The organism is Ewingella sp. S1.OA.A_B6 (genome assembly GCF_049889095.1).
GTDB lineage: Bacteria > Pseudomonadota > Gammaproteobacteria > Enterobacterales > Enterobacteriaceae > Ewingella.
This window is the reverse complement of record NZ_JBLJFK010000012.1, coordinates 24,986-46,752: the sequence shown is the minus strand read 5'-3', so window position 1 is coordinate 46,752 and position 21,767 is coordinate 24,986. Positions and strand designations below refer to the sequence as shown.

Annotated in this window: 22 protein-coding genes; 11 read left to right on the top strand and 11 right to left on the bottom strand. The window is 50.6% G+C overall.

Annotation, left to right across the window (positions count from 1 at the left end; translation table 11 throughout):
* Window positions 1-2: 2 nt before the first annotated feature.
* Window positions 3-488, top strand: coding sequence for a pantetheine-phosphate adenylyltransferase (coaD, locus tag ACMV8I_RS17730; RefSeq protein WP_498866520.1), 486 nt, complete (start codon window positions 3-5; stop codon window positions 486-488).
* Window positions 489-500: 12 nt separating this feature from the next.
* On the opposite strand, the gene mutM is transcribed toward coaD, so the two are convergent.
* From mutM to radC, 4 genes are all read right to left on the bottom strand, one after another.
* Window positions 501-1,310 (bottom strand): bifunctional DNA-formamidopyrimidine glycosylase/DNA-(apurinic or apyrimidinic site) lyase, encoded by an 810-nt coding sequence (mutM, locus tag ACMV8I_RS17725; protein WP_498866519.1) that lies wholly within the window; start codon window positions 1,308-1,310, stop codon window positions 501-503.
* Window positions 1,311-1,437: 127 nt separating this feature from the next.
* Window positions 1,438-1,605, bottom strand: a complete 168-nt coding sequence (rpmG, locus tag ACMV8I_RS17720; RefSeq protein WP_004392084.1) for a 50S ribosomal protein L33 — start codon at window positions 1,603-1,605, stop codon at window positions 1,438-1,440.
* A gap of 11 nt (window positions 1,606-1,616) precedes the next feature.
* Window positions 1,617-1,853, bottom strand: a complete 237-nt coding sequence (gene rpmB / locus ACMV8I_RS17715; RefSeq protein ID WP_004953342.1) for a 50S ribosomal protein L28 — start codon at window positions 1,851-1,853, stop codon at window positions 1,617-1,619.
* Between the two features lie 267 nt (window positions 1,854-2,120).
* Window positions 2,121-2,801, bottom strand: coding sequence for a RadC family protein (gene radC, locus ACMV8I_RS17710; RefSeq protein ID WP_498866518.1), 681 nt, complete (start codon window positions 2,799-2,801; stop codon window positions 2,121-2,123).
* 179 nt (window positions 2,802-2,980) lie between these two features.
* On the opposite strand from radC, the gene coaBC reads away from it, so the two are divergent.
* From coaBC to slmA, 3 genes are all read left to right on the top strand, one after another.
* Window positions 2,981-4,213, top strand: coding sequence for a bifunctional phosphopantothenoylcysteine decarboxylase/phosphopantothenate--cysteine ligase CoaBC (gene coaBC, locus ACMV8I_RS17705; protein ID WP_498866517.1), 1,233 nt, complete (start codon window positions 2,981-2,983; stop codon window positions 4,211-4,213).
* Window positions 4,194-4,649 carry a dUTP diphosphatase gene (gene dut / locus ACMV8I_RS17700; RefSeq protein ID WP_498866516.1) on the top strand — a complete coding sequence of 152 codons (456 nt, stop codon included), beginning with the start codon at window positions 4,194-4,196 and terminating at the stop codon, window positions 4,647-4,649. The genes coaBC and dut overlap by 20 nt, the downstream gene beginning before the upstream one ends.
* A 183-nt stretch (window positions 4,650-4,832) precedes the next feature.
* The gene (gene slmA, locus ACMV8I_RS17695) at window positions 4,833-5,429 is read left to right on the top strand and encodes a nucleoid occlusion factor SlmA (protein ID WP_498866515.1); all 597 of its coding nucleotides are present in this window, start codon (window positions 4,833-4,835) and stop codon (window positions 5,427-5,429) included.
* Window positions 5,430-5,479: 50 nt separating this feature from the next.
* Here slmA and ACMV8I_RS17690 read toward each other — a convergent pair whose 3' ends face one another.
* The 4 genes from ACMV8I_RS17690 to rph form a co-directional block, all read right to left on the bottom strand.
* Window positions 5,480-6,013, bottom strand: a complete 534-nt coding sequence (locus tag ACMV8I_RS17690) for a GDYXXLXY domain-containing protein (protein ID WP_498866514.1) — start codon at window positions 6,011-6,013, stop codon at window positions 5,480-5,482.
* Window positions 6,003-8,198, bottom strand: a complete 2,196-nt coding sequence (locus tag ACMV8I_RS17685; protein ID WP_498866513.1) for a DUF4401 domain-containing protein — start codon at window positions 8,196-8,198, stop codon at window positions 6,003-6,005. The genes ACMV8I_RS17690 and ACMV8I_RS17685 overlap by 11 nt, the downstream gene beginning before the upstream one ends.
* A 32-nt stretch (window positions 8,199-8,230) precedes the next feature.
* Window positions 8,231-8,872 carry an orotate phosphoribosyltransferase gene (gene pyrE, locus ACMV8I_RS17680; protein WP_498866512.1) on the bottom strand — a complete coding sequence of 214 codons (642 nt, stop codon included), beginning with the start codon at window positions 8,870-8,872 and terminating at the stop codon, window positions 8,231-8,233.
* Between the two features lie 85 nt (window positions 8,873-8,957).
* On the bottom strand, window positions 8,958-9,674 hold the full coding sequence (gene rph / locus ACMV8I_RS17675) for a ribonuclease PH (protein WP_498866511.1): 717 nt from the start codon (window positions 9,672-9,674) through the stop codon (window positions 8,958-8,960).
* Between the two features lie 223 nt (window positions 9,675-9,897).
* Here rph and ACMV8I_RS17670 point away from each other — a divergent pair, with 223 nt between their 5' ends.
* Window positions 9,898-10,761, top strand: a complete 864-nt coding sequence (locus ACMV8I_RS17670; protein WP_498866510.1) for a YicC/YloC family endoribonuclease — start codon at window positions 9,898-9,900, stop codon at window positions 10,759-10,761.
* 79 nt (window positions 10,762-10,840) lie between these two features.
* On the opposite strand, the gene fabF is transcribed toward ACMV8I_RS17670, so the two are convergent.
* Together fabF and ACMV8I_RS17660 are read right to left on the bottom strand one after the other, a co-directional pair.
* Entirely contained in the window at window positions 10,841-12,115 is a 1,275-nt protein-coding gene (gene fabF / locus ACMV8I_RS17665; RefSeq protein WP_498866509.1) for a beta-ketoacyl-ACP synthase II, read from the bottom strand.
* Window positions 12,116-12,268: 153 nt separating this feature from the next.
* Window positions 12,269-12,889, bottom strand: a complete 621-nt coding sequence (locus ACMV8I_RS17660) for a TetR/AcrR family transcriptional regulator (protein ID WP_498866508.1) — start codon at window positions 12,887-12,889, stop codon at window positions 12,269-12,271.
* 377 nt (window positions 12,890-13,266) lie between these two features.
* Here ACMV8I_RS17660 and ACMV8I_RS17655 point away from each other — a divergent pair, with 377 nt between their 5' ends.
* Complete coding sequence (locus ACMV8I_RS17655) at window positions 13,267-13,884, top strand: trimeric intracellular cation channel family protein (RefSeq protein ID WP_498866507.1); 618 nt, start codon at window positions 13,267-13,269, stop codon at window positions 13,882-13,884.
* 11 nt (window positions 13,885-13,895) lie between these two features.
* On the opposite strand, the gene ligB is transcribed toward ACMV8I_RS17655, so the two are convergent.
* Window positions 13,896-15,617, bottom strand: a complete 1,722-nt coding sequence (ligB, locus tag ACMV8I_RS17650; RefSeq protein WP_498866506.1) for an NAD-dependent DNA ligase LigB — start codon at window positions 15,615-15,617, stop codon at window positions 13,896-13,898.
* Window positions 15,618-15,897: 280 nt separating this feature from the next.
* Here ligB and gmk point away from each other — a divergent pair, with 280 nt between their 5' ends.
* Genes gmk through recG form a run of 5 tightly spaced genes read left to right on the top strand, consistent with a single transcriptional unit; the run spans window position 15,898 to window position 21,756 of the window.
* Complete coding sequence (gmk, locus tag ACMV8I_RS17645) at window positions 15,898-16,521, top strand: guanylate kinase (protein ID WP_498866505.1); 624 nt, start codon at window positions 15,898-15,900, stop codon at window positions 16,519-16,521.
* Window positions 16,522-16,576: 55 nt separating this feature from the next.
* Window positions 16,577-16,852 (top strand): DNA-directed RNA polymerase subunit omega, encoded by a 276-nt coding sequence (gene rpoZ / locus ACMV8I_RS17640; protein ID WP_056777549.1) that lies wholly within the window; start codon window positions 16,577-16,579, stop codon window positions 16,850-16,852.
* A 19-nt stretch (window positions 16,853-16,871) separates the two neighbouring features.
* Window positions 16,872-18,977 (top strand): bifunctional GTP diphosphokinase/guanosine-3',5'-bis pyrophosphate 3'-pyrophosphohydrolase, encoded by a 2,106-nt coding sequence (gene spoT, locus ACMV8I_RS17635; protein WP_498866504.1) that lies wholly within the window; start codon window positions 16,872-16,874, stop codon window positions 18,975-18,977.
* Window positions 18,978-18,982: 5 nt separating this feature from the next.
* Window positions 18,983-19,678, top strand: coding sequence for a tRNA (guanosine(18)-2'-O)-methyltransferase TrmH (gene trmH, locus ACMV8I_RS17630; RefSeq protein ID WP_498866503.1), 696 nt, complete (start codon window positions 18,983-18,985; stop codon window positions 19,676-19,678).
* Complete coding sequence (gene recG, locus ACMV8I_RS17625; RefSeq protein WP_498866502.1) at window positions 19,675-21,756, top strand: ATP-dependent DNA helicase RecG; 2,082 nt, start codon at window positions 19,675-19,677, stop codon at window positions 21,754-21,756. Before trmH ends, recG begins: the two co-directional genes overlap by 4 nt.
* Window positions 21,757-21,767: the final 11 nt, after the last annotated feature.

Genomic DNA, 21,767 nt, shown 5'->3' with positions numbered 1-21,767 from the left:
TAATGAGCACTAAAGCGATTTATCCTGGCACCTTCGACCCCATGACTAATGGTCATTTGGATTTGGTCACCCGCGCAGCGCTGATGTTTGATCACGTGATTCTGGCGGTCGCCGCCAGCCCAAGTAAAAAACCGCTGTTCTCACTGGACGAACGTGTTGCACTTGCCACCGTCGCCATCTCGCATCTTAGCAACGTTGAAGTCATTGGCTTTAGTGACCTCATGGCCACCTTTGCCAAAAACAACAATGCTACAGTTTTGGTGAGAGGATTACGGGCAGTATCGGATTTCGAATATGAGATGCAACTGGCTAATATGAACCGACATTTGATGCCGACGCTGGAAAGCGTGTTCATGATGCCGTCAAAAGAGTGGTCATTTATCTCTTCGTCTCTGGTGAAGGAAGTAGCTCGTCACGGCGGTGATATCAAACCCTTCCTTCCAGACAATATCACTCAGGCATTACTTAAAAAAATAGCTGGAGACTAGCGTTGCGCATACTCACCTCTGGCATTTAGGGCAGAAGAAGGTGGTCCGCTGAGCTTGTTTTTGACTCAAGATCGGCGTTCCGCAAGCCCGACAAGGTTCTCCGGCACGACCATAAACCTGTAACTCCTGCGCAAAGTAACCCGGCTTACCATCAGACTGAAGGAAATCACGCAGCGTGGTACCTCCCTGTTCTATCGAGCGCAAGAGCACGGCTTTAATGGTAGCTACCAACAGTGACATTTCGTGGTGTGTCAGTTGATTGACGGGTCTTGCGGGAGATATACCGGCAACAAACAGTGATTCACTGGCGTAGATATTCCCCACACCCACCACAACTTTGTTGTCCATCAACCAGGGTTTGACCGGCGATTTCTTGTTGCGCGATTTCTCAAACAAATAATCGGCAGAAAAATCTTCACTCAGCGGTTCTGGACCAAGATGTGCCAGCACGCTGCTTGCCGCTAAATTCTCACACCACAGCCACGCGCCAAAACGACGTGGATCGGTATAACGCAGCACATAGCCGCTTTCCATAACTAAATCGACGTGATCATGTTTTCCTGCTTCGGTCTCTTCACGCAGCATCCGCAAACTGCCTGACATCCCGAGATGAATGATGATCCATCCGGTGTGCAATTCCACCAGCAGATACTTTGCCCGACGCTGAACGCTAATCACCGGCTGGTCGCTCAGGGCAAGGATTTCTGGTGAAACCGGCCAGCGCAAACGGGAATTACGCACGATGGCATGAACAATGGTATGTCCTGCAAGGTAAGGCTCGATACCTCTTCGGCTGGTTTCCACCTCAGGCAATTCAGGCATAATTTCTCCTAAAGAAAATCAAGAAAGACGCAAAGCGCGAAGCCGCTACAGTACCCGAGAATACGGATACTCAGAAATCAGGCAATAAAAAACCCGGCCGGAGCCGGGTTTTATTAATCCACTAAAACTATTTAATTTTAGCTTCTTTATAGATCACATGTTGACGGACAACTGGATCGAATTTCTTCAGTTCCAATTTTTCCGGCTTAGTGCGCTTGTTCTTCGTAGTGGTATAGAAGTGACCAGTACCAGCAGAAGAAACCAGCTTGATCTTCTCGCGAACACCTTTAGCCATGATTCAGTTCCTTAATACTTCTCACCGCGGGTACGCAGATCGGCCAAGACCGTCTCAATACCCTTCTTATCAATAACACGCATACCTTTAGCAGATACGCGCAGAGTTACAAAGCGCTTCTCAGCCTCAACCCAAAAACGGTGTGAGTGCAGGTTTGGCAGAAAACGGCGTTTGGTCGCGTTCATTGCGTGGGAACGGTTGTTACCGCTCACCGGGCGCTTGCCAGTAACTTGGCAGACTCGGGACATGTCTATATCTCCAAAAATCAAATCAGCTCGAGCTTCGTATAGGGTATGGCCGCCTCGTCAGGCTTTTAGAGCCCATCTCAGCAAACTCCACTGAGAACCGACTCACTGTCGTCGGGTAAAAAACCAAATCATCAGGTATGAAACCTGCTGAGATAGGCTCTTAACGCCAAACCCAAGATTCTCAAAGGTGGCGTAGTATACGCTCTGTAGCGTAAGTGCTCAAGTCCCGAACAACTAAAGATCCTTAAGGATCTTCAAAAAAGAAGTCTAAATCCAACCGCGCTCGGCAAAAGAGACCGTTTCTCCGTGGCCTATGACTAAATGGTCAAGCACACGAATACCCAACAGTTGGCAGGCTTTTATTATCTGCTCGGTCACCCGAATGTCCATTGCGCTGGGTTCAGCTACGCCGGACGGGTGATTATGCGCCAGAATGATAGCTGCCGCATTAACCTTTAGCGCCTCGCGAACAATTTCGCGAGGATGAATTTCTACGCTGCTAATGGTACCAGCAAACATCTCCTCATGGCGAATAACGCGATGTTGATTGTCGAGAAAAAGTACCAAAAACACCTCTCTTTCGCGATAAGCGAGAATATTTTGTAAGTATTGTTGGATTATTGCCGGGTTTAGCAGCGCACTTTCACTGGAAAGATGGCTGGCATGGCAACGTCGTGATAACTCTGACACGGCAGATAACTGCACATACTTGACCAAGCCAAGACCTTTAATGGCATTTACCTCTTCGAACTCAGCCAACATAAGATGGTGCAATGAGCCAAAGTGCTCAATCATACTTTCAGCCAGTTTAATCACATTTAGACCTCTTCCTCCCGTGCGCAAGAAAATGGCTAGCAACTCGATGTCTGATAATGCTCCGGCACCCAATTTCAGTAATTTCTCTCTTGGCGCAAGTTCTCCTTGCCAGATATCCCTATTCTTTTTCATGCACGCTCCTTGTTGCGGCAACATACTGCCACACCCTCCTGTATCTGCATTTACTGCGTTTTCAACCTTGCGAGGCATCGCGCAAATAATTAATTATTCGCCATAGGACGGCACCAGATGCTGTCATCAATCGGCGTTATGCTAAAATGTCGCTTCTTTCTGCTTGGAATCGGACAATCATGATGACGGGGATCTACGGCAAACATATTGTGCTCGGTGTTAGCGGTGGTATCGCTGCTTATAAAGCACCTGAATTGGTACGCCGTTTGCGCGACAGAGGCGCTGAAGTGCGTGTGGTCATGACAGCGGCAGCGAAATCGTTTATCACACCGCTCAGCTTGCAGGCGGTGTCTGGGTATCCGGTGTCCGATGACCTGCTCGACCCTGCAGCCGAAGCGGCCATGGGGCACATTGAACTAGGCAAATGGGCCGATCTGGTTCTTATTGCGCCAGCAACAGCGGATTTACTTGCCCGCATGGCTGCGGGTATGGCCAATGACCTGCTGACCACTGTCTGTCTGGCAACCGCAGCTCCCATTGCCGTCGTTCCTGCCATGAACCAACAAATGTACCGGGCTGCTGCTACGCAGGAGAACCTGCACCGCCTGGCCCAGCGCGGCACGCTGCTATGGGGCCCCGATAGCGGCAGCCAGGCCTGTGGCGACGTCGGGCCGGGCCGGATGCTTGATCCTTTAGTGATTGTCGAAATGGCGAATGAACATTTTTCCGCGCGCCGGGATCTGACCCACCTGAATATCATGATCACCGCGGGTCCAACCCGTGAGGCACTGGATCCGGTAAGATTCATCACCAACCACAGTTCAGGGAAGATGGGGTTTGCTGTCGCCAAAGCCGCCGCTGCTCGGGGCGCTCACGTTACGCTGATTGCAGGGCCGGTAACACAGCAAACGCCTGCCAACGTCACTCGGGTAGATGTGGAAAGTGCACTCGATATGCAACGCGAGGTGCAAACCAGCATCACGTCTCAGCACATTTTTATCTCCTGTGCTGCGGTTGCTGATTATCGTGCTGAGGTCATCGCCGATGAGAAAATCAAAAAGCAAGGCGATGAAATCACACTGAAATTGGTGAAGAACCCCGACATTGTCGCCAGCGTCGGTGCAATGAAAAACCACCGTCCGTACGTTGTTGGATTTGCCGCAGAAACCCAGAATGTGGAAGAATATGCACGGCAAAAGCGGGTTCGTAAAAATCTGGACCTGATTTGCGCCAATGACGTTTCCATTGCAGGGCATGGTTTCAACGGTGATACCAATGCTTTGCAGCTCTTTTGGCAGGACGGAGAAGCTGTTTTACCCCTTAGTGATAAAACCCTCCTTGGCCAACGTTTACTCGATGAGATAGTCAGCCGTTATGATGAAAACTGTCACGATGAAAACCATAGACATTAAAATTCTCGATCCGCGTATCGGTTCGACTTTTCCATTACCAGCTTACGCTACACCGGGTTCTGCGGGGCTTGATTTACGGGCCTGTCTTGATGCGGCTGTTGAATTAAAACCTGGTGAAACCACCCTATTACCGACGGGTCTGGCTATTCATATCGATGATGCTAATCTGGCAGCAGTTATTTTGCCTCGCTCGGGTCTCGGTCATAAACATGGTGTAGTCTTAGGTAATCTGGTTGGTCTGATTGACTCGGATTATCAGGGCCAACTGATGGTTTCCGTCTGGAACCGTAGTCAGACAACCTTCATCATTGAGCCGGGTGAACGTATTGCCCAAATGGTCTTCGTGCCTGTCATTCAGGCCGAGTTCAATCTGGTCGAAGACTTCGAAAGCAGCGAACGTGGCGAAGGTGGCTTTGGCCATTCAGGGCGCCAATAAGAACCTGTTCAGCAGCGCGTTGCGCACGATATTGAACAGATCCTTATCACTACCAGACCGCATTGTAATACCCAAAATAATTGAAAGGTATTGAACCAATAAGCCGCAGGATCTCTATGATTCATGCGGCAAGCGTGTGGTCTCTTATGTTTTAAGACGTTTTTAGCAAGGGTCTATTCAGACATGGCAGAAAAAGAAACTACCAAAAGGAACCGGCGTGAGGAGATTTTGCAGGCGTTAGCGCAAATGCTCCAGTCCAGCGATGGCAGCCAGAGGATCACTACGGCAAAGCTTGCCGCCAATGTTGGGGTATCTGAAGCTGCACTTTATCGTCATTTTCCCAGTAAAACACGTATGTTCGATAGCCTGATTGAGTTTATCGAGGACAGTTTGATCACCCGAATCAACCTGATTTTGCAGGATGAGAAGGATACGCTGAACAGACTTCGTTTGATCTTGCTGCTGATTCTTGGTTTTGCGGAACGCAATCCTGGCCTGACACGAATCATGACCGGCCATGCATTAATGTTTGAACAAGACCGCCTGCAGGGGCGCATCAATCAGTTGTTTGAACGCATCGAGGTACAGCTGAAACAAGTGCTTCGCGAGAAGAAAATGCGCGAAGGCAGCGGCTATAGCTCGGATGAAAGCTTGCTGGCGAGCCAGTTATTGGCTTACTGCGAAGGAATGTTGTCGCGTTTTGTACGTTCGGAATTTAAATATCGTCCAACGCAGGATTTTGATACCCGTTGGCCGCTAATAGCCGCTCAATTGCAGTAAATCGATGCACTGTGCGAAAAAGGGCCTTCCGGCCCTTTTCTTTTGTCTGCTCAGGGCAGAATGCGTTCACCTTTTGCATCAAGAAGAGAAGTGAGTAAAGCGGTACCATCATGGTCAACGCGAAATTCACCATAGCGCGCATTAGCAAAACGTTCTGCATGCCCTTCCTGAAAGAAATAGCTTCTCGTACCAACATTGAGTAAGTTGGAGTAGCGGTGGTATTTCATCAAAACGTCCTGTGGACGCAATGTCTGTCCCTGGTCGAATTCCGCACTCACTGCGCGATGCTGTGCATCCAACGCCACAACAATTTTCCCGCTGACAGGCAAACATCGCACGCCGGAATCACGGCAAGCACTGCTTTGCTCATACAGTTGCTGTTGAAGTGGCTGGGTAATCGCATAGCTCAGCGCCATATAATCCCCCTGCATCAGCGAGCGCGGATCGACGGGTGCCAGCTTCAGCACCACCACTACGCCGTGCTTCAATAATTGTTCTTTTTTATAAATCGATGCGTTGGTCGCAAACAGCGCTAACAGCACGACGCCACCGACTAACCACTTCATCAAATTTTTAGTTTTCATAAGCCACTCCCGTGCCAGCTGGCAGTAATTTTTTCGCGGCGATGGCAAGCCCCAGAAGAACTACGCCGGTTACCAGCAGCAGCAGCGATTTTTGCAAAAGAGTGATGCTGAGTAAGTAGTACCACTCACTCAGATAGAGCATCAGGAAACAGCCAGATACCACCAGCCATCCTTTACTTCCCAGATAACGAGCTACCAGCAAGAGTGCCAGCCCCAAACCAAGGCCCGGCGCAAAAACAGCAATAGCTGCGCAAATAATGGCCGCTGGCAGATAAACCACCGTCATCGGTGACCGGAAGACACAAGCCTGAACCAGGCCGCTCAGCGCTAAACCTTCGGCTATACCAAAGCCCAAAACAGCAGGCAGGTAAGCTGCGAACGAGAAATCCCAGAACAAATCATCAATGAAATTAGAATGCACACTGGCGAGGCATAGCAGCATCAATGCGGCAGGGATACCGTACATCAGGGAAGCCACTCTCTCCCGGTTTGCTCTATTAATAATCCATAACCAGAGCATCACAACACAGGCTATCAGCAGCGATAGTATGCTGATAGCAAGCCGTGGCGGCATATATAAACTGGCGCTATAACCTGTGGATAACACCAGAGAAACGATAAACGCAGTAACTGCCATAAAACGATACATGCGGTTTGGCATGCAAAGCGCCATAAAAACCAGTACAGGCAGGATTGAGAACCAACCGAGTATGAAATTGCCATCCCATTCCGGGTCAATCAGTAAATAGACACCCAGGCATAATCCGCAAGTGGCGGCGATGGCCCAGGCGAGACCAATATGCTGTTTGCCGATCCCCTGCGCCCGTAAAAGGACAGTAGCCAGACCCGCGATTAATAATGAAGGGATGATCAGTGTGATGCCATTCAGAGTATCAAGTGAATCAGTGATATAAAAAATAAGCGCCAGCAGCAAAAGAATAATCAGTGCCGCTGCCCAGCCACCCGCAGCCAGTACAGCTCGTAAATACCACGGCAAGTCATCAGAGTGATCGCGCTGTCTAATGTCTGCTACCTGTTCATCGTTGAGGAGATGATGCTGATGAAGTTCATGCAGCAAGTCGTCAACTTCGCCGTGAGCAATCTCCGCAACTTGTCGCTGGTATAGGTGACGCCGCCAGTACAAGAGCAACGCACCACCGCCTGCCAGCCATAACGCCATCAAACATCCTGCGGCAAACAGGCTCCCGACGTCCCATGAGAAGTCAAACAGTTGCATGATCACCACGCAACCTACGACCATTACACTGATCACGCCCAGCGTCAGCATGCATAAATCAGGGCGACGATAACGGTAATAAGCGTATCCGGCCAGTAGCGCTACCGCCCAGATAAGAATGACTATTTTACTGGTATAAAGGCTGCCCCAGTATGAAACGGCTTCGGCGACGGCAGGTGTCATCGTCATCAGCAAATATGCTGCCATTGCGCGTGGTAACCAGCGGCGCACTAGCCAGTTATGCGATTCTTTTTTCTCCGCACGCTCAGCCAACGCTTCGCGCACGATCAGCAAAAGTCCCTGAATAGTGAAGTAGACGTACAGCGTGATGTCGCCCATCCAGGACAAATACATCAGCAGGGAATCATCAGACAAAAACAGCACACGGCTGGCATGATAAAGCTGGAAGGCAAGGTTAGCGATGACCCAGGTGCAAAACCACAGTGCATTTTGACGACCAATCAGTGCCAAAGGAAGGAGGACATAGGTCCACGCACGAAACAGCTCCCAGCTATCAGCGCCGGTCTGGTATATCTGTCCGTACAATGCAAACAGTCCGCCAAAACTCAGCCCCAATGCCAAAAGCGCCACACGTGATATGACGTCATACCAGCGCCACCAAACCACCACAGCCAGCGCAATCATCAATAATTCTGCCAGCGCAAATTTCACCATCTTCGGCATCGCGGCCCAGTTCCAGGCGATGAAAAATATCATGCCTGCGACCAAGGCCAGCAATCCCAGCAAGGAGAGAGACAGCATCAGGAATCTGCGCCAGCCTGAGATGTCAGGCCGCACGCCGCAATAATTGAGGATTTGCTGGTAAGTCGCCGGCGTTAACCTGCTGGCTTCGGTAGGAGGCGTATTCACTAACGTTGAGAGAGAGCGGCAAAGATGCTCAGCCTCCCCGGAGGGCATAATACTATTCTTATGCGACGACAGATTCATACTGACTTCCTTGCAGGTTTAGAGACGACGCATCAGATACCGTATTTTTGCTGATAAGCGCGGACTGACGCCAGGTGGTCAGCCATTTCGGTTTTCTCTTCCAGATAAGTAATCAGGTCGGCCAGGGTAATAATTGAGATCACCTTACAATGATAATCTCGCTCAACTTCCTGAATCGCTGAAATATCGGCACGCCCACGTTCTTGACGATCGAGAGAAATCATCACGCCGGCCAGGGTTGCCTGATGCTTAGCAATGATCTCCATGGATTCACGAATGGCGGTTCCGGCGGTGATCACATCATCTACCAGCATCACGCGGCCTTGCAACGGGCTACCTACCAGCAACCCTCCTTCACCGTGCTCTTTAGCTTCTTTACGATTAAAGCAATAGGGCACATCGCGATCGTGATGTTCTGCCAGCGCGACCGCCGTAGTCGTGGCAATAGGAATGCCTTTGTAAGCCGGACCGAAGAGTAAATCGAAATCAATCTGAGAATCCATCAAAGCTTCGGCATAAAAACGGCCCAATAACGCCAGGTCACGTCCGGTATTGAACAAACCGGCATTGAAGAAGTAAGGGCTGATGCGGCCAGACTTCAACGTAAACTCGCCAAACTTCAAAACCTGCTTGTTCAATGCGAACTCAATAAACTGGCGCTGATAAGCCTTCATGGGGTGCTTCCTCTCTAAACTGTTCTCATCTGATATCGTCGGCACGCTGGCCATAAAAAAGGCGACTTTTCAGCCGCCTTAAAAACTACTCCGCCAGCGCCGCTTTCTGCGCTGCAAAGATAGTGTTGATTCCCTCTCGAGCCAGAGACAACAGACTCAGTAACTCTTCATGGCTGAACGGCTCGCCTTCCGCCGTGCCCTGAACTTCAATCATACGACCGTCTTCCATCATCACCACGTTCATGTCGGTTTCTGCGGCAGAGTCTTCAACATACTCAAGGTCACATAACGCTTCACCCTTCACAATGCCGACAGAAACCGCAGCCACAAGACCTTTCATCGGGTTAGCTTTCAGCTTACCTGCGGTAACCAGCTTGTTCAGCGCATCGGCTAATGCCACACAGGCACCGGAAATCGAGGCAGTGCGAGTGCCGCCATCGGCCTGCAAGACGTCACAGTCCAGCGTGATGGTGAATTCACCAAGCTTTTTCAAATCAACTGCAGCACGCAGGGAGCGGGCGATCAGGCGTTGGATCTCCAGAGTACGGCCCCCCTGTTTACCTTTAGCTGCTTCACGGAAATTACGGGTATGGGTTGAGCGTGGCAACATACCGTATTCGGCAGTGATCCACCCCTGACCCTGACCTTTCAGAAAGCGCGGAACACCCTCTTCTACCGTGGCGGTACAAAGCACTTTGGTATCACCAAATTCCACTAAAACTGAGCCTTCAGCATGTTTGGTATAGTTACGGGTCAGTGTCAGGGGGCGCACCTGTTGTGCATTTCGGCCTGCTGGACGCATGGGTTGATCTCCGGGTCGCGATTCATGTTTGGCCGCGCATTATACCTCAAATCATTTGAGTTGCATCAAGGCGGCAAGTGAATGACTGGGGTAAATGAAGGCAGCCAACGCAGAGGCAGCTTGAATGATGACGGGTATATACGGGCTTCATCAGGTAATGCCTATCATGGCCCGCCCAGCGAAGCTATAATCGCTTCATCTTTACATTAACAGGTACGCAGACATGATCCGTAGTATGACCGCTTATGCCCGCCGCGAAATCAAGGGTAACTGGGGCAGCGCAGCCTGGGAACTCCGTTCAGTAAACCAACGTTATCTCGAAACTTATATCCGTCTGCCTGAGCAATTTCGCAGCCTGGAGCCGGTCGTGCGCGAACGCATCCGTGCCCGCCTGACGCGCGGCAAAGTCGAATGTAACCTGCGTTTTGATCTCGATCCGGGTGCGCAGAGTGCTCTGCAATTGAATGAAAAGCTGGCGAAGCAGCTGGTCCAGGCGGCTCAATGGGTCAAAATGCAAAGCGACGAAGGCGAAATTAATCCACTGGAAGTGCTGCGCTGGCCGGGCGTAATGCTGGCGGAAGAACAGGATCTCGATGCAATCAGCACTGAACTGCTGCTCGCACTGGAAACTGCGCTGGATGATTTCATCGCCGCCCGCGAAAGCGAAGGGGCTGCACTGAAAGTCATGATCGAACAGCGTCTCGACGGCGTCAGCGCCGAAGTAGTCAAAGTCCGTGCCCAAATGCCTAATATTCTGCAATGGCAGCGCGAACGACTGGTCAGCAAACTGGAAGATGCGCAGGTTCAGTTGGAAAATACACGACTGGAACAAGAGCTGGTTCTGATGGCACAGCGCGTTGACGTGGCTGAAGAGCTGGACCGCCTGGAAGCGCATGTCAAAGAAACGCACAAAATCATGAAGAAAGAAGAGGCCGTCGGCCGCCGTCTGGATTTCATGATGCAGGAATTCAACCGTGAGTCGAATACCCTGGCCTCCAAGTCGATCAACTCTGATGTCACAACGTCAGCCATCGAGTTGAAAGTGCTGATTGAACAAATGCGTGAGCAGATTCAGAATATCGAGTAACTTTAGCTCCTTGAAAACAATAAAAAGCCCGCTTTCATCATCGCGGGCTTTTTTACGTTTATCGCCGAAAAGACTCGACTCAGTTTGCCCAGCGTTTCAACAGTACGCAGGCATTGACGCCACCAAAGCCGAAACCGTTAGACAGCGCATAAGTGATTGCATGAGGCTGCGCAGTGTTGCCGATAATGTTCAGGCCTTCGGCGGCCGGATCTTTATTTTCCAGATTCAGCGTTGGCGGCACGATTTGGTCGCGGATAGCCAGAATGGTGAAAATGGTTTCCAGACCACCTGCCGCGCCAAGTAAATGGCCGGTTGCCGATTTGGTCGACGTCACTGCCAGTTTTCCATCGGTGCCAAACAATGTTTTAATCGCATTGATTTCACCCATATCACCGACCGGTGTAGACGTTGCATGAGCATTAAGATGCTGAATATCGGAGGGCTGCAAGCCAGCCTGACGCAGGGCAATCTTCATTGCACGGCCTGCACCGTTACCATCCTCTGCACCAGAGGTCATATGGTAAGCATCTCCGCTGGTACCGTAACCGACTATTTCAGCCAGAATAGTGGCGCCACGCGCTTTAGCATGTTCCAGCTCTTCAATAATCAACATCCCTGCGCCTTCACCCATGACAAAGCCGTCTCGTGCACTGTCGAAAGGACGTGAGGCTTCTTCAGGATGATCTGTATGGCCGGATGACATGGCTTTGGCAGCTGCAAACCCGCCCAGGCTCACGGTATCAATAGCCGCCTCTGCACCACCACACAACGCCACGTCAGCCTCATCATTGCGAATCAAACGCACAGCATCGCCAATCGCCTGAACACCCGCGGCGCAAGCGGTTACCGGTGCGCCAATTGGACCTTTGAAATGATGCTTGATAGAAACCTGGCCCGCAGCCAGATTCACCAAAAATGAAGGAATAGTGAACGGTGACAAGCGTTTAGGTCCACGGCTATCATTGGTGCGCACCGCATGGGCAATAGCCGGGAAGCCGCCAATACCAGAACCAATCACGGTTGCAGTTCGTTCCTGCTGCTCGTCGGTTTCTGCTTTCCAGCCAGCGTTGGTTATTGCCATCTCGGCAGCAGCCATGGCAAACAGAATAAAACGGTCCATTTTTTTCTGGTCTTTCGGTACGACAAACAGGTCCGGTTCAAAGCCTGACTCAGGATCCTGCTCTTTGGTTAACACTTGCCCGCCAACTTTCACCGACAAGGTTTCAACGATTTCATCAGGCAAAACACGAATACCCGACTGGCCCGCCAGAAGACGTTTCCAGATAGTTTCGATATCGCAGCCCAGAGGACTCACAGCCCCCATGCCGGTAATAACCACTCGACGATGAGTCATAAAATGTTCCTCTTTCGTTCTCTACGTTCATTTAATGCGCTGAATCGCTGAAAAATGAGTCAGCAACAGCAGGAAGTTATGTCATAGCGGATGACAGTATGTGATGAATTACGATTTTGCAAACCCGTAACCCTGAAAATATTGTCCCGGTCGTTAATTCGATAGACTGCGTAATACCAGAGAAGTGATAGCTACCACGCGCTCTTCTAACTGCTCCGGCGTCTTTTGCTCGAGCATTAACGGGTGAGAAAAAGGTGTCATTGCGCTGGTGATCGCCAGACAGACTTCATCCAGGGGCGTTTTACGCTCAAACTCTCCTGATTCTCTCCCATCGACGATGACCTGCTGGATAATACTGTATACCTCAGCACGATGATTTTGCGCAGAGGTCCAGCGCTGTGCCGCAGCGGCGGCGGCAATGTCATGCAGCTTACGGTCTTCGAAAAACAGATCGAGACTTTTGCTCATAAGCGTCTTAAAGATAGTGCGAAGGCGTAATGTCGCCGACTCATTACTATCGGCAATCTTACGCAAGGCAAAGCCTATCTGGCCAACGCGCTGTGAACAAACTGCCTCGCCAATAGCCTGTTTTGATTCAAAAAACTTATAAATATATGCGCTGGAAACACCGATTGCCTTTGCCAGATCGGCGACGGATGTTTTGGCGTAACCGTAGTGTCGGAAATGGTCAAAAGCAGCATTTATGATCTGTTCGCGCCGTTCATGTTCTGCTGGTCCGCGCTGCGTCAATGCAACCGGAATATCAGGTTTCATGCATTCCTCCAGGCGTGTACGTCAGTGATTTACTTCGTAATGGATTGATTTTGTGATGAGTGATTAATTTTAATAATCGTAACCTTTCTGTTACCTTTTCACCATGCTTAAATTGTTAATGTGATGGATGAAGGCGTGAGATTAAGAACCGCCGTGAACACAAACGGCATTAAGTGATCTTGATATTTTCTATTATTTCTAATGTGAAAAAATAAAACCATTCATCTCATTCCCCAGATTAAAAGCGAAAAAAAGATAAATGCATTATTTTTTATAATCCGAATGGAGGTGTGGAAGAAAAATTCAGTCGTACTGCAATACAAATCTCATTATCCTAAACAGAGATAAATCTTCCTTATTAAGACCTGCGAAAGTCTATGTTGCTCACCGTTCTTTATATTATTGGTATCACTGCTGAAGCTATGACCGGCGCTTTGGCGGCGGGGCGTCGTAAAATGGATACCTTCGGCGTGATCATTATCGCTTCGGCCACGGCAATTGGCGGCGGTTCGGTGCGAGACATGCTGCTGGGGCATTATCCTTTGGGTTGGGTAAAACATCCCGAATACATTGTAATTGTAGCCGCTGCCGCAATCCTGACCACTCTGCTGGCACCGCTTATGCGCCATTTGCGCCGCCTGTTCTTAGTCCTTGATGCCTTAGGCTTGGTGGTCTTTTCAATTATTGGTACTCAGGTTGCTCTCGACATGGGGCATGGCGCTATTATCGCGTCCGTTTCCGCTGTCATCACCGGCGTATTTGGTGGTGTTTTACGCGACATGTTGTGCAATCAAATCCCGTTGGTGTTTCAGAAAGAGATTTACGCAGGTATCTCTTTTGGATCGGCCTGGATCTACATCGGTCTGCAATATTTCACACTGCCACACAATCTGGTGGTGATTATTACCCTGCTGGCAGGATTTATTGCACGTCTGGTTGCCTTGCGTTTTCGGTTGGCTTTGCCCGTATTCAACTATCCGCACTCAGACCACTAATTGCCCACACTTTATTCATCAATCCCTGACGGGCTGGCCTCAACAAACGCGGGTACATTTTCCTCTCTTAACAACTGAGTCAGCGCCTTTACCTGTGGGTGTCCTATGAAATCCAGAATGTCAGCCACCCGCCGCTCACCTATACCCGTCGAACGCCGCCACTGAGATGGCGTGACGTCTTTGACCCGGGACCAGTTTCTATAAGTCGCCGCTTCATTGACCGCAAATGCCGGGAAGCCAATGGCTGAGAGCCACTGCCTGAATGTTTTTTGTCGTGACAGCTGCAACTGCGCAAAAATCTTCTGCGCTATTTTGGGGCTAATACCCGGAACGGAACTCAGTAGCTCAGGCGTCAACTGCAACCAATCGACCATGTTTCTGACGTTTTGCTGCTGAATCAACGAGCGCCATGTGGCACCGCCAAGGCCCGTCATGTTCAGTCCTTCGGGTCCGCTTAGCCAGATAAGCCTGGAGAGAAATTGCTGCTGACAGCCCGGAGTAGGCAAAAAACAGGTAAGCGATGAGTGATCTTGGGGTTGTGGTAAAGTGGGTAACGTCCGGTCTTTCACGCGCCAAATAACCCTGTCTAACCTCGGGATCCCTTGCCCGGCAAGGGCGATGACAACTTGATCGCCAGGGACAACATCCCACTTGTTAAGACGCGCCAGAGAGCCAATACTGACTTTGCTAACATTTTTGTCATCGATTTTGATCTCCTTCAGATGGAGCAAGACAGTTATCTTTCCTCGCCGCCCCAATGTCGTTTCGATGCCAGTGACTTCTGTAGATGCTGTGACGGGCGGATATTTCCAGGCAACAGCCCAGTCTGCCGTATTGTTTTTCCAGTACTTCCCGGCGGGTTCCTCACTCTGGCGGATCACCACACCATCGGTGACAAAAGGCAGCCGTAAGCTGAACCATGCTTCGCGCCATTTAGCCACATCATTCACTGAGGCCACTTTCTTGGTGAACACTTCGGTTTGCGCGAAACCCAGGCGGGTTAGCTCTGGCAGACGACTTTCCATAATTTGTGGACCATCGGGCCAGGACCAAATGAACAAACCTAGCTGTTTTAAGAGTTCAGATGGAGAATGCCGTATGAGAGCACCCGCAACTTTCGAACGGGCATTCATGCCCCCCGCCAGCTTTTGTTGATGTCCGGTCATCATCAGATAGAGCTCACCCTGCAAAACTAGAAGCCCGCGCTTGTCATCAATAGAGGCTGGAATTGCGGCAATGAAGGGCGCTTTATCCGTCCAGTCCTGACCAAACTTACCATCTCCACGACTGAGTAACGCCACCAGCTTGCCTTCACGGTAGATAAGTGAAACCGCAACACCATCAATTTTGGGTTGAACCCACAGGTCCTCGCGCCCATGCATCCAGTTTACCAAAGCAACTTTATCCCGCATTTTCTTCAGACCGGTGTGAGCAATCGGATGCACCACCAAAGTCTGACGGGTTGATGCAATCACACGGGGAGGATTCGGCTCATAGTCAGGTTGTTTGGCACATTGCAGCCAAAACCGTTCTTTGAGACGCAGACTGTCATATGACTCATCGTCTATCGGGCTTTGACCCTGTTGATGATAAATACCGTCCCATTGCGCTAGCTGCTTAGCCAAGGTTTGAGTTTCCTCATTTAAACGCGACTGTGGCCAGTCCGGGCAATCCGCAGCCTGGCAAGAGGAATGAATCAATAACAGCAGCAACATCTTGAATATATGGCGCATTGGGCACCTCCTTGTGGAGGACAAGTAAACGCTGAATCATCGGGTTCTTCCAGCCGCTTGTATGAAGGATGCAGTCGGCATTCCTGTCATTAATAGATGTTGCAGCAATAAGAAGAATTTTTGGAAGGTAACGCGAGAAAATGACCTCCTGCACTGTGATAACGTTCTCAGGTACGATGAAATACGTCTGAACGCTGCACCGGAAGCGGCTAGCGTGTATACTGTGCGGAAGATCACTCTTCGCAAGATTCCCATCAACCTATTCAGTTGAAATTTCATCATGGTCCAAGGCACGTTATATATTGTTTCCGCACCGAGTGGAGCAGGTAAATCAAGTCTGATTCAGGCTTTGTTGAAAACACAACCGCTTTACGATACCCAAGTTTCTGTTTCACATACGACCCGCGCAGTACGTCCGGGTGAGACACATGGCGATCACTATTTCTTCGTCTCTAAAGAAGAGTTTTGCGGGATGATTGAAAACGACGCGTTCCTGGAACATGCGGAAGTTTTTGGTAACTATTACGGCACCTCGCGTGAAACTATAGAGCAGGTTTTAGCCTCGGGCGTTGACGTGTTTTTGGATATTGACTGGCAGGGTGCTCAGCAAATCCGGAAAAAAATGCCGCAGGCACGCAGTATCTTCGTGCTGCCGCCGTCGAAAGACGAACTTGACCGCCGTCTGCGTGGCCGTGGTCAGGACAGTGAAGAAGTCATAGCAAAACGCATGGCGCAAGCCGTTGCTGAAATGAAGCACTTTGCTGAGTACGACTATTTAATTGTGAATGATGATTTTAATCTGGCCCTGTCGGATTTAAAAACCATTATTCGCGCCGAACGTCTTCGTCTGAGCCGTCAAAAGCTTCGTCATGAAGGATTAATCACCAAACTATTGGCAGACTGAAGTCACTTTCAGTATTATGCCCAGTCTTTCGTCACCCTGTGGAGTAGCACATAATATGGCACGCGTAACTGTTCAAGACGCTGTAGAAAAAATTGGTAATCGTTTTGACCTGGTGTTGGTGGCTGCTCGCCGCGCACGCCAGCTTCAATCCGGTGGTAAAGATCCGCTGGTCGCTGAAGAAAACGATAAAGTTACCGTTATCGCCCTGCGCGAAATCGAAGAAGGCCTTATCACAAATAAGATCCTTGATGTTCGCGATCGTCAGGAGCAGCAAGAGCAGGAAGCCGCAGAGATTCAGGCAGTTACTGCTATCGCTGAAGGCCGTCGTTAATTAACGAAACGGATCTCACTTGTACATCTTTGAAAGCCTGAATCAACTGATTCAAAAATACCTGCCGGAGGAGCAAATTAAGCGCCTAGTGCAGGCTTACCTCGTTGCGCGGGACGCGCACGAGGGGCAGACTCGCTCCAGCGGTGAGCCCTATATTACTCACCCGGTCGCGGTAGCCTGTATTTTGGCTGAAATGAGGCTCGACCACGAGACTCTGATGGCGGCGTTATTACACGACGTTATTGAAGACACGCCTGCAACATATCAGGATATGGAACAACTGTTCGGCAAAAGCGTGGCCGAACTGGTTGAAGGTGTTTCGAAGCTGGACAAGTTGAAATTTCGCGATAAGAAAGAAGCCCAGGCAGAGAATTTCCGCAAGATGATCATGGCAATGGTGCAAGACATCCGCGTCATTTTGATCAAACTCGCCGACCGTACCCATAATATGCGCACTCTGGGATCTTTACGCCCGGATAAGCGCCGCCGAATTGCTCGTGAAACGCTGGAAATTTACAGCCCGTTGGCACACCGTTTGGGTATTCACCACTTGAAAATCGAGCTTGAAGAGCTGGGTTTTGAAGCACTCTATCCGAACCGTTATCGCGTCATTAAAGAAGTGGTGAAAGCCGCGCGTGGTAACCGTAAGGAAATGATCCATAAGATTCTTTCTGAAATCGAGGGGCGTCTAACCGAGGCAGGAATTCAGTGCCGGGTCAGTGGCCGGGAAAAACACCTCTATTCGATTTACTGCAAGATGCACTTAAAAGAGCAACGTTTCCATTCAATCATGGATATCTACGCTTTCCGGGTCATCGTTAAAGAACTCGACACCTGCTATCGCGTATTGGGTCAGGCTCACAGCTTGTATAAACCACGCCCGGGCAGAGTTAAAGATTATATTGCCATTCCAAAAGCCAACGGCTATCAGTCTCTGCACACCTCCCTTATCGGGCCGCACGGCGTTCCGGTAGAGGTTCAAATACGTACTGAAGACATGGATCAGATGGCAGAAATGGGGGTTGCCGCGCATTGGGCCTATAAAGAGAATGGCGAGAACAGCACGACGGCGCAAATTCGCGCGCAGCGTTGGTTACAAAGTTTACTGGAGCTGCAACAAAGCGCAGGGAACTCATTCGAATTTATCGAGAGCGTTAAGTCCGACCTGTTCCCGGATGAAATCTACGTCTTCACGCCGGAAGGCCGTATTGTTGAACTGCCGGCCGGTGCCACACCTGTAGACTTCGCTTACGCCGTGCACACTGACATCGGTCATGCCTGCGTCGGTGCACGCGTTGACCGCCAGCCTTATCCGCTGTCGCAGCCACTGACCAGCGGTCAGACTATCGAAATAATTACCGCGCCGGGCGCCCGTCCGAATGCGGCCTGGCTTAATTTTGTAGTGAGCTCACGCGCACGTGCCAAAATTCGCCAGATGCTCAAGAATCTAAAACGTGATGACTCCGTTTCTCTTGGGCGTCGTTTACTCAATCATGCCTTGGGCAGTGGCAAGAAAATATCGGATCTTCCACCAGAAAATATCAAGAATGAACTGGACCGCATGAAGCTCGCCAGCATGGATGACCTGCTGGCAGAAATTGGTCTGGGAAATGCCATGAGCATAGTTGTCGCCAAAAATCTGATGGGTGACCAATCGTCCATGGCAACCAGCGGAACGCGTAATCTGCCCATTAAAGGTGCAGATGGCGTGCTGATCACTTTTGCCAAATGTTGCCGCCCTATTCCTGGTGACCCGATTATTGCCCACATCAGCCCAGGCAAAGGTCTGGTTGTTCACCACGAGTCCTGCCGTAATATCCGCGGCTATCAGAAAGAGCCTGAAAAATTCATGGCGGTCGACTGGGATGACCAAGAGACGGATCAAGAGTTTATCGCTGAAATTAAAGTCGACATGTTCAATCATCAAGGCGCGCTGGCGAATTTAACGGCAGCGATTAACGCAGCACAGTCTAATATTCAGAGCCTGAGTACTGAAGAGAAAGACGGCCGTGTTTACAGCGCCTTTATTCGCCTGACCACCCGCGACCGTGTACATCTGGCAAATATCATGCGGAAAATTCGTATCATGCCGGATGTCATTAAAGTCAGCCGTAACCGAAACTAAATGTTATGACACCTGAGCGTTATGCGCGCATCTGTGAAATGCTCGCAGCCCGGCAACCTGACCTGACGGTTTGCATGGAAGAAGTGCACAAACCGCATAACATTGCTGCTGTCATTCGCACAGCTGACGCCGTTGGTGTTCATGAGGTTCATGCCATCTGGCCTTCAAGCCGCATGCGTACTTTAGTCTCTTCGGCGGCCGGCAGTAACAGCTGGGTTCAAGTCAAAACACATCAAACGATTCAGGATGCCGTTGCCAAAATGAAGGCGAAAGGCATGCAGATACTCGCAACGCATCTGTCTGACAAAGCTGTCGACTTTCGCACCATCGATTACACCCGTCCTACCTGTATTTTACTCGGACAAGAAAAGACCGGTATTACACTTGAAGCACTGGCACTGGCTGACAGCGATATTGTTATTCCCATGGCCGGTATGGTTCAGTCGCTCAACGTCTCCGTGGCATCTGCACTCATTTTGTATGAAGCACAGCGCCAGCGCGAGAATGCCGGGATGTATCAACGTCAGATAAGCCCTCTTAGCCAGAAAGAGCAACAACGGCTGCTGTTTGATGGCGGCTATCCAGTATTGTCAAATGTGGCAAAACGCAAAAAATTACCCCGTCCCTTGATCGATGAAACCGGGCAAATTATTGCTGATGACCTGTGGTGGGCCGCTATGCAAATGACGGTTAAAAGATGAAGGGCCGCCTGCTCGACGCCATCCCGCTCACGTCACTTTCAGGCGTTGGAGCCAGTCAGGCAGAGAAGCTCGCAAAACTCGGCCTCGAAACTATTCAGGATCTCCTGCTCCACCTCCCTCTGCGTTATGAAGATCGCACACGTCTCTACGCTATCAATGATTTGCTGCCTGGTATTTTCGCCACAGTAGAAGGCGAAGTGCTGCGTAGTGATATCAGTTTTGGCCGCCGCCGCATGATGACCTGCCAGATCAGTGACGGCACAGGTATCGTTACGTTACGCTTCTTCAACTTCAATGCCGCGATGAAAAACAGTCTGGCAACCGGGCGTCGTGTGACCGCCTATGGCGAGATCAAACGCGGAACGCTGGGAGCAGAGATAATTCACCCGGAATATCGTATTCAGGGAGAAAATAGTGAAGTTGTTCTGCAGGAGTCTTTAACGCCGGTCTACCCCACCACCGAAGGGATACGCCAGGCGACGCTGCGCAAGCTGACCGATCAGGCGCTCGCACTGCTTGATACCGTCCCTATCGCAGAACTTCTTCCAGAAGAACTGAGTCAGTCGCTCATTTCACTGCCCAAAGCCCTGCATCTATTGCACCGCCCACCTCCTGATATTCAGCTTGCTGATCTTGAAAAGGGCCAACATCCGGCGCAACGCAGACTGATCATGGAAGAGCTGCTGGCACATAATCTGAGTATGCTGGCCGTACGCGCTGGCACTCAAAGCTATAAAGCGCTACCACTACAGCACGATGACCGCCTTAAGGACTCGTTCTTAGCATTGCTGCCGTTCAGTCCGACCGGTGCACAGCAGCGAGTTGTGGCCGAAATAGAACAGGATCTGGCCAAAAACTATCCGATGATGCGTCTGGTCCAGGGGGATGTGGGTTCAGGCAAGACGCTGGTTGCCGCATTAGCCGCACTGTGCGCTATTGCACAGGGTAAGCAGGTCGGTCTGATGGCGCCTACCGAACTTCTGGCAGAGCAGCATGCGAATAACTTCCGTCAGTGGTTTGAACCGCTAGGCATACAGGTCGGTTGGTTGGCCGGTAAGCAAAAAGGCAAAGCACGACAGGCACAACAAGAGGCGATTGCCAGTGGTCAGGTTTCTATGGTGGTGGGTACACATGCCATTTTTCAGGAACAAGTTCTTTTTTCCTCACTTGCTCTGGTGATTATCGATGAACAACACCGGTTTGGCGTCCACCAGCGCCTGGCATTATGGGAGAAGGGAAAACAACAAGGTTTCCACCCACATCAGTTAATTATGACGGCAACGCCGATCCCGCGAACACTGGCCATGACGGCCTATGCCGACCTTGATACCTCCGTGATTGATGAACTGCCACCAGGCAGAACGCCGGTGACCACCGTCGCGATCCCTGACACCCGCCGCAGCGATATTATCGCCAGAGTGAAGAGCGCCTGTGAGCAGGAGAATCGTCAGGCTTACTGGGTCTGTACACTTATCGAAGAGTCGGAAATGCTGGAAGCTCAGGCAGCGGAAGCGACCTGGGAAGGGCTGAAAGTTGCCCTGCCTGAACTTAAAATCGGTTTGGTTCATGGCCGGATGAAGGCTCAGGAAAAACTGGCAGTGATGCAAGCCTTCAAACAGGGTGAAGTACAGTTACTGGTCGCCACCACGGTAATAGAAGTGGGCGTGGATGTACCAAATGCCAGCCTGATGATCATCGAAAATCCGGAACGTCTCGGGCTTGCTCAGTTGCACCAACTGCGTGGCCGTGTCGGGCGCGGTGCCATCGCTTCACACTGCGTCCTGTTATATAAAACGCCACTTAGCAAAACAGCACAAAAACGTTTGCAGGTCCTGCGAGACAGTAATGACGGATTTGTTATTGCGCAGCAGGATTTAGAGATCCGTGGCCCGGGAGAATTACTGGGAACGCGCCAGACGGGCAGCGCCGAATTTAAAGTTGCGGATTTACTGCGTGACCAGGCGATGATCCCAGAAGTGCAACGAATTGCACGCTATCTGCAACAGCACTTCCCCCAACACTCCCATGCATTGATCGAACGCTGGTTACCGGAGCGTGTACGGTATACCAACGCCTGATTTCATTTGCC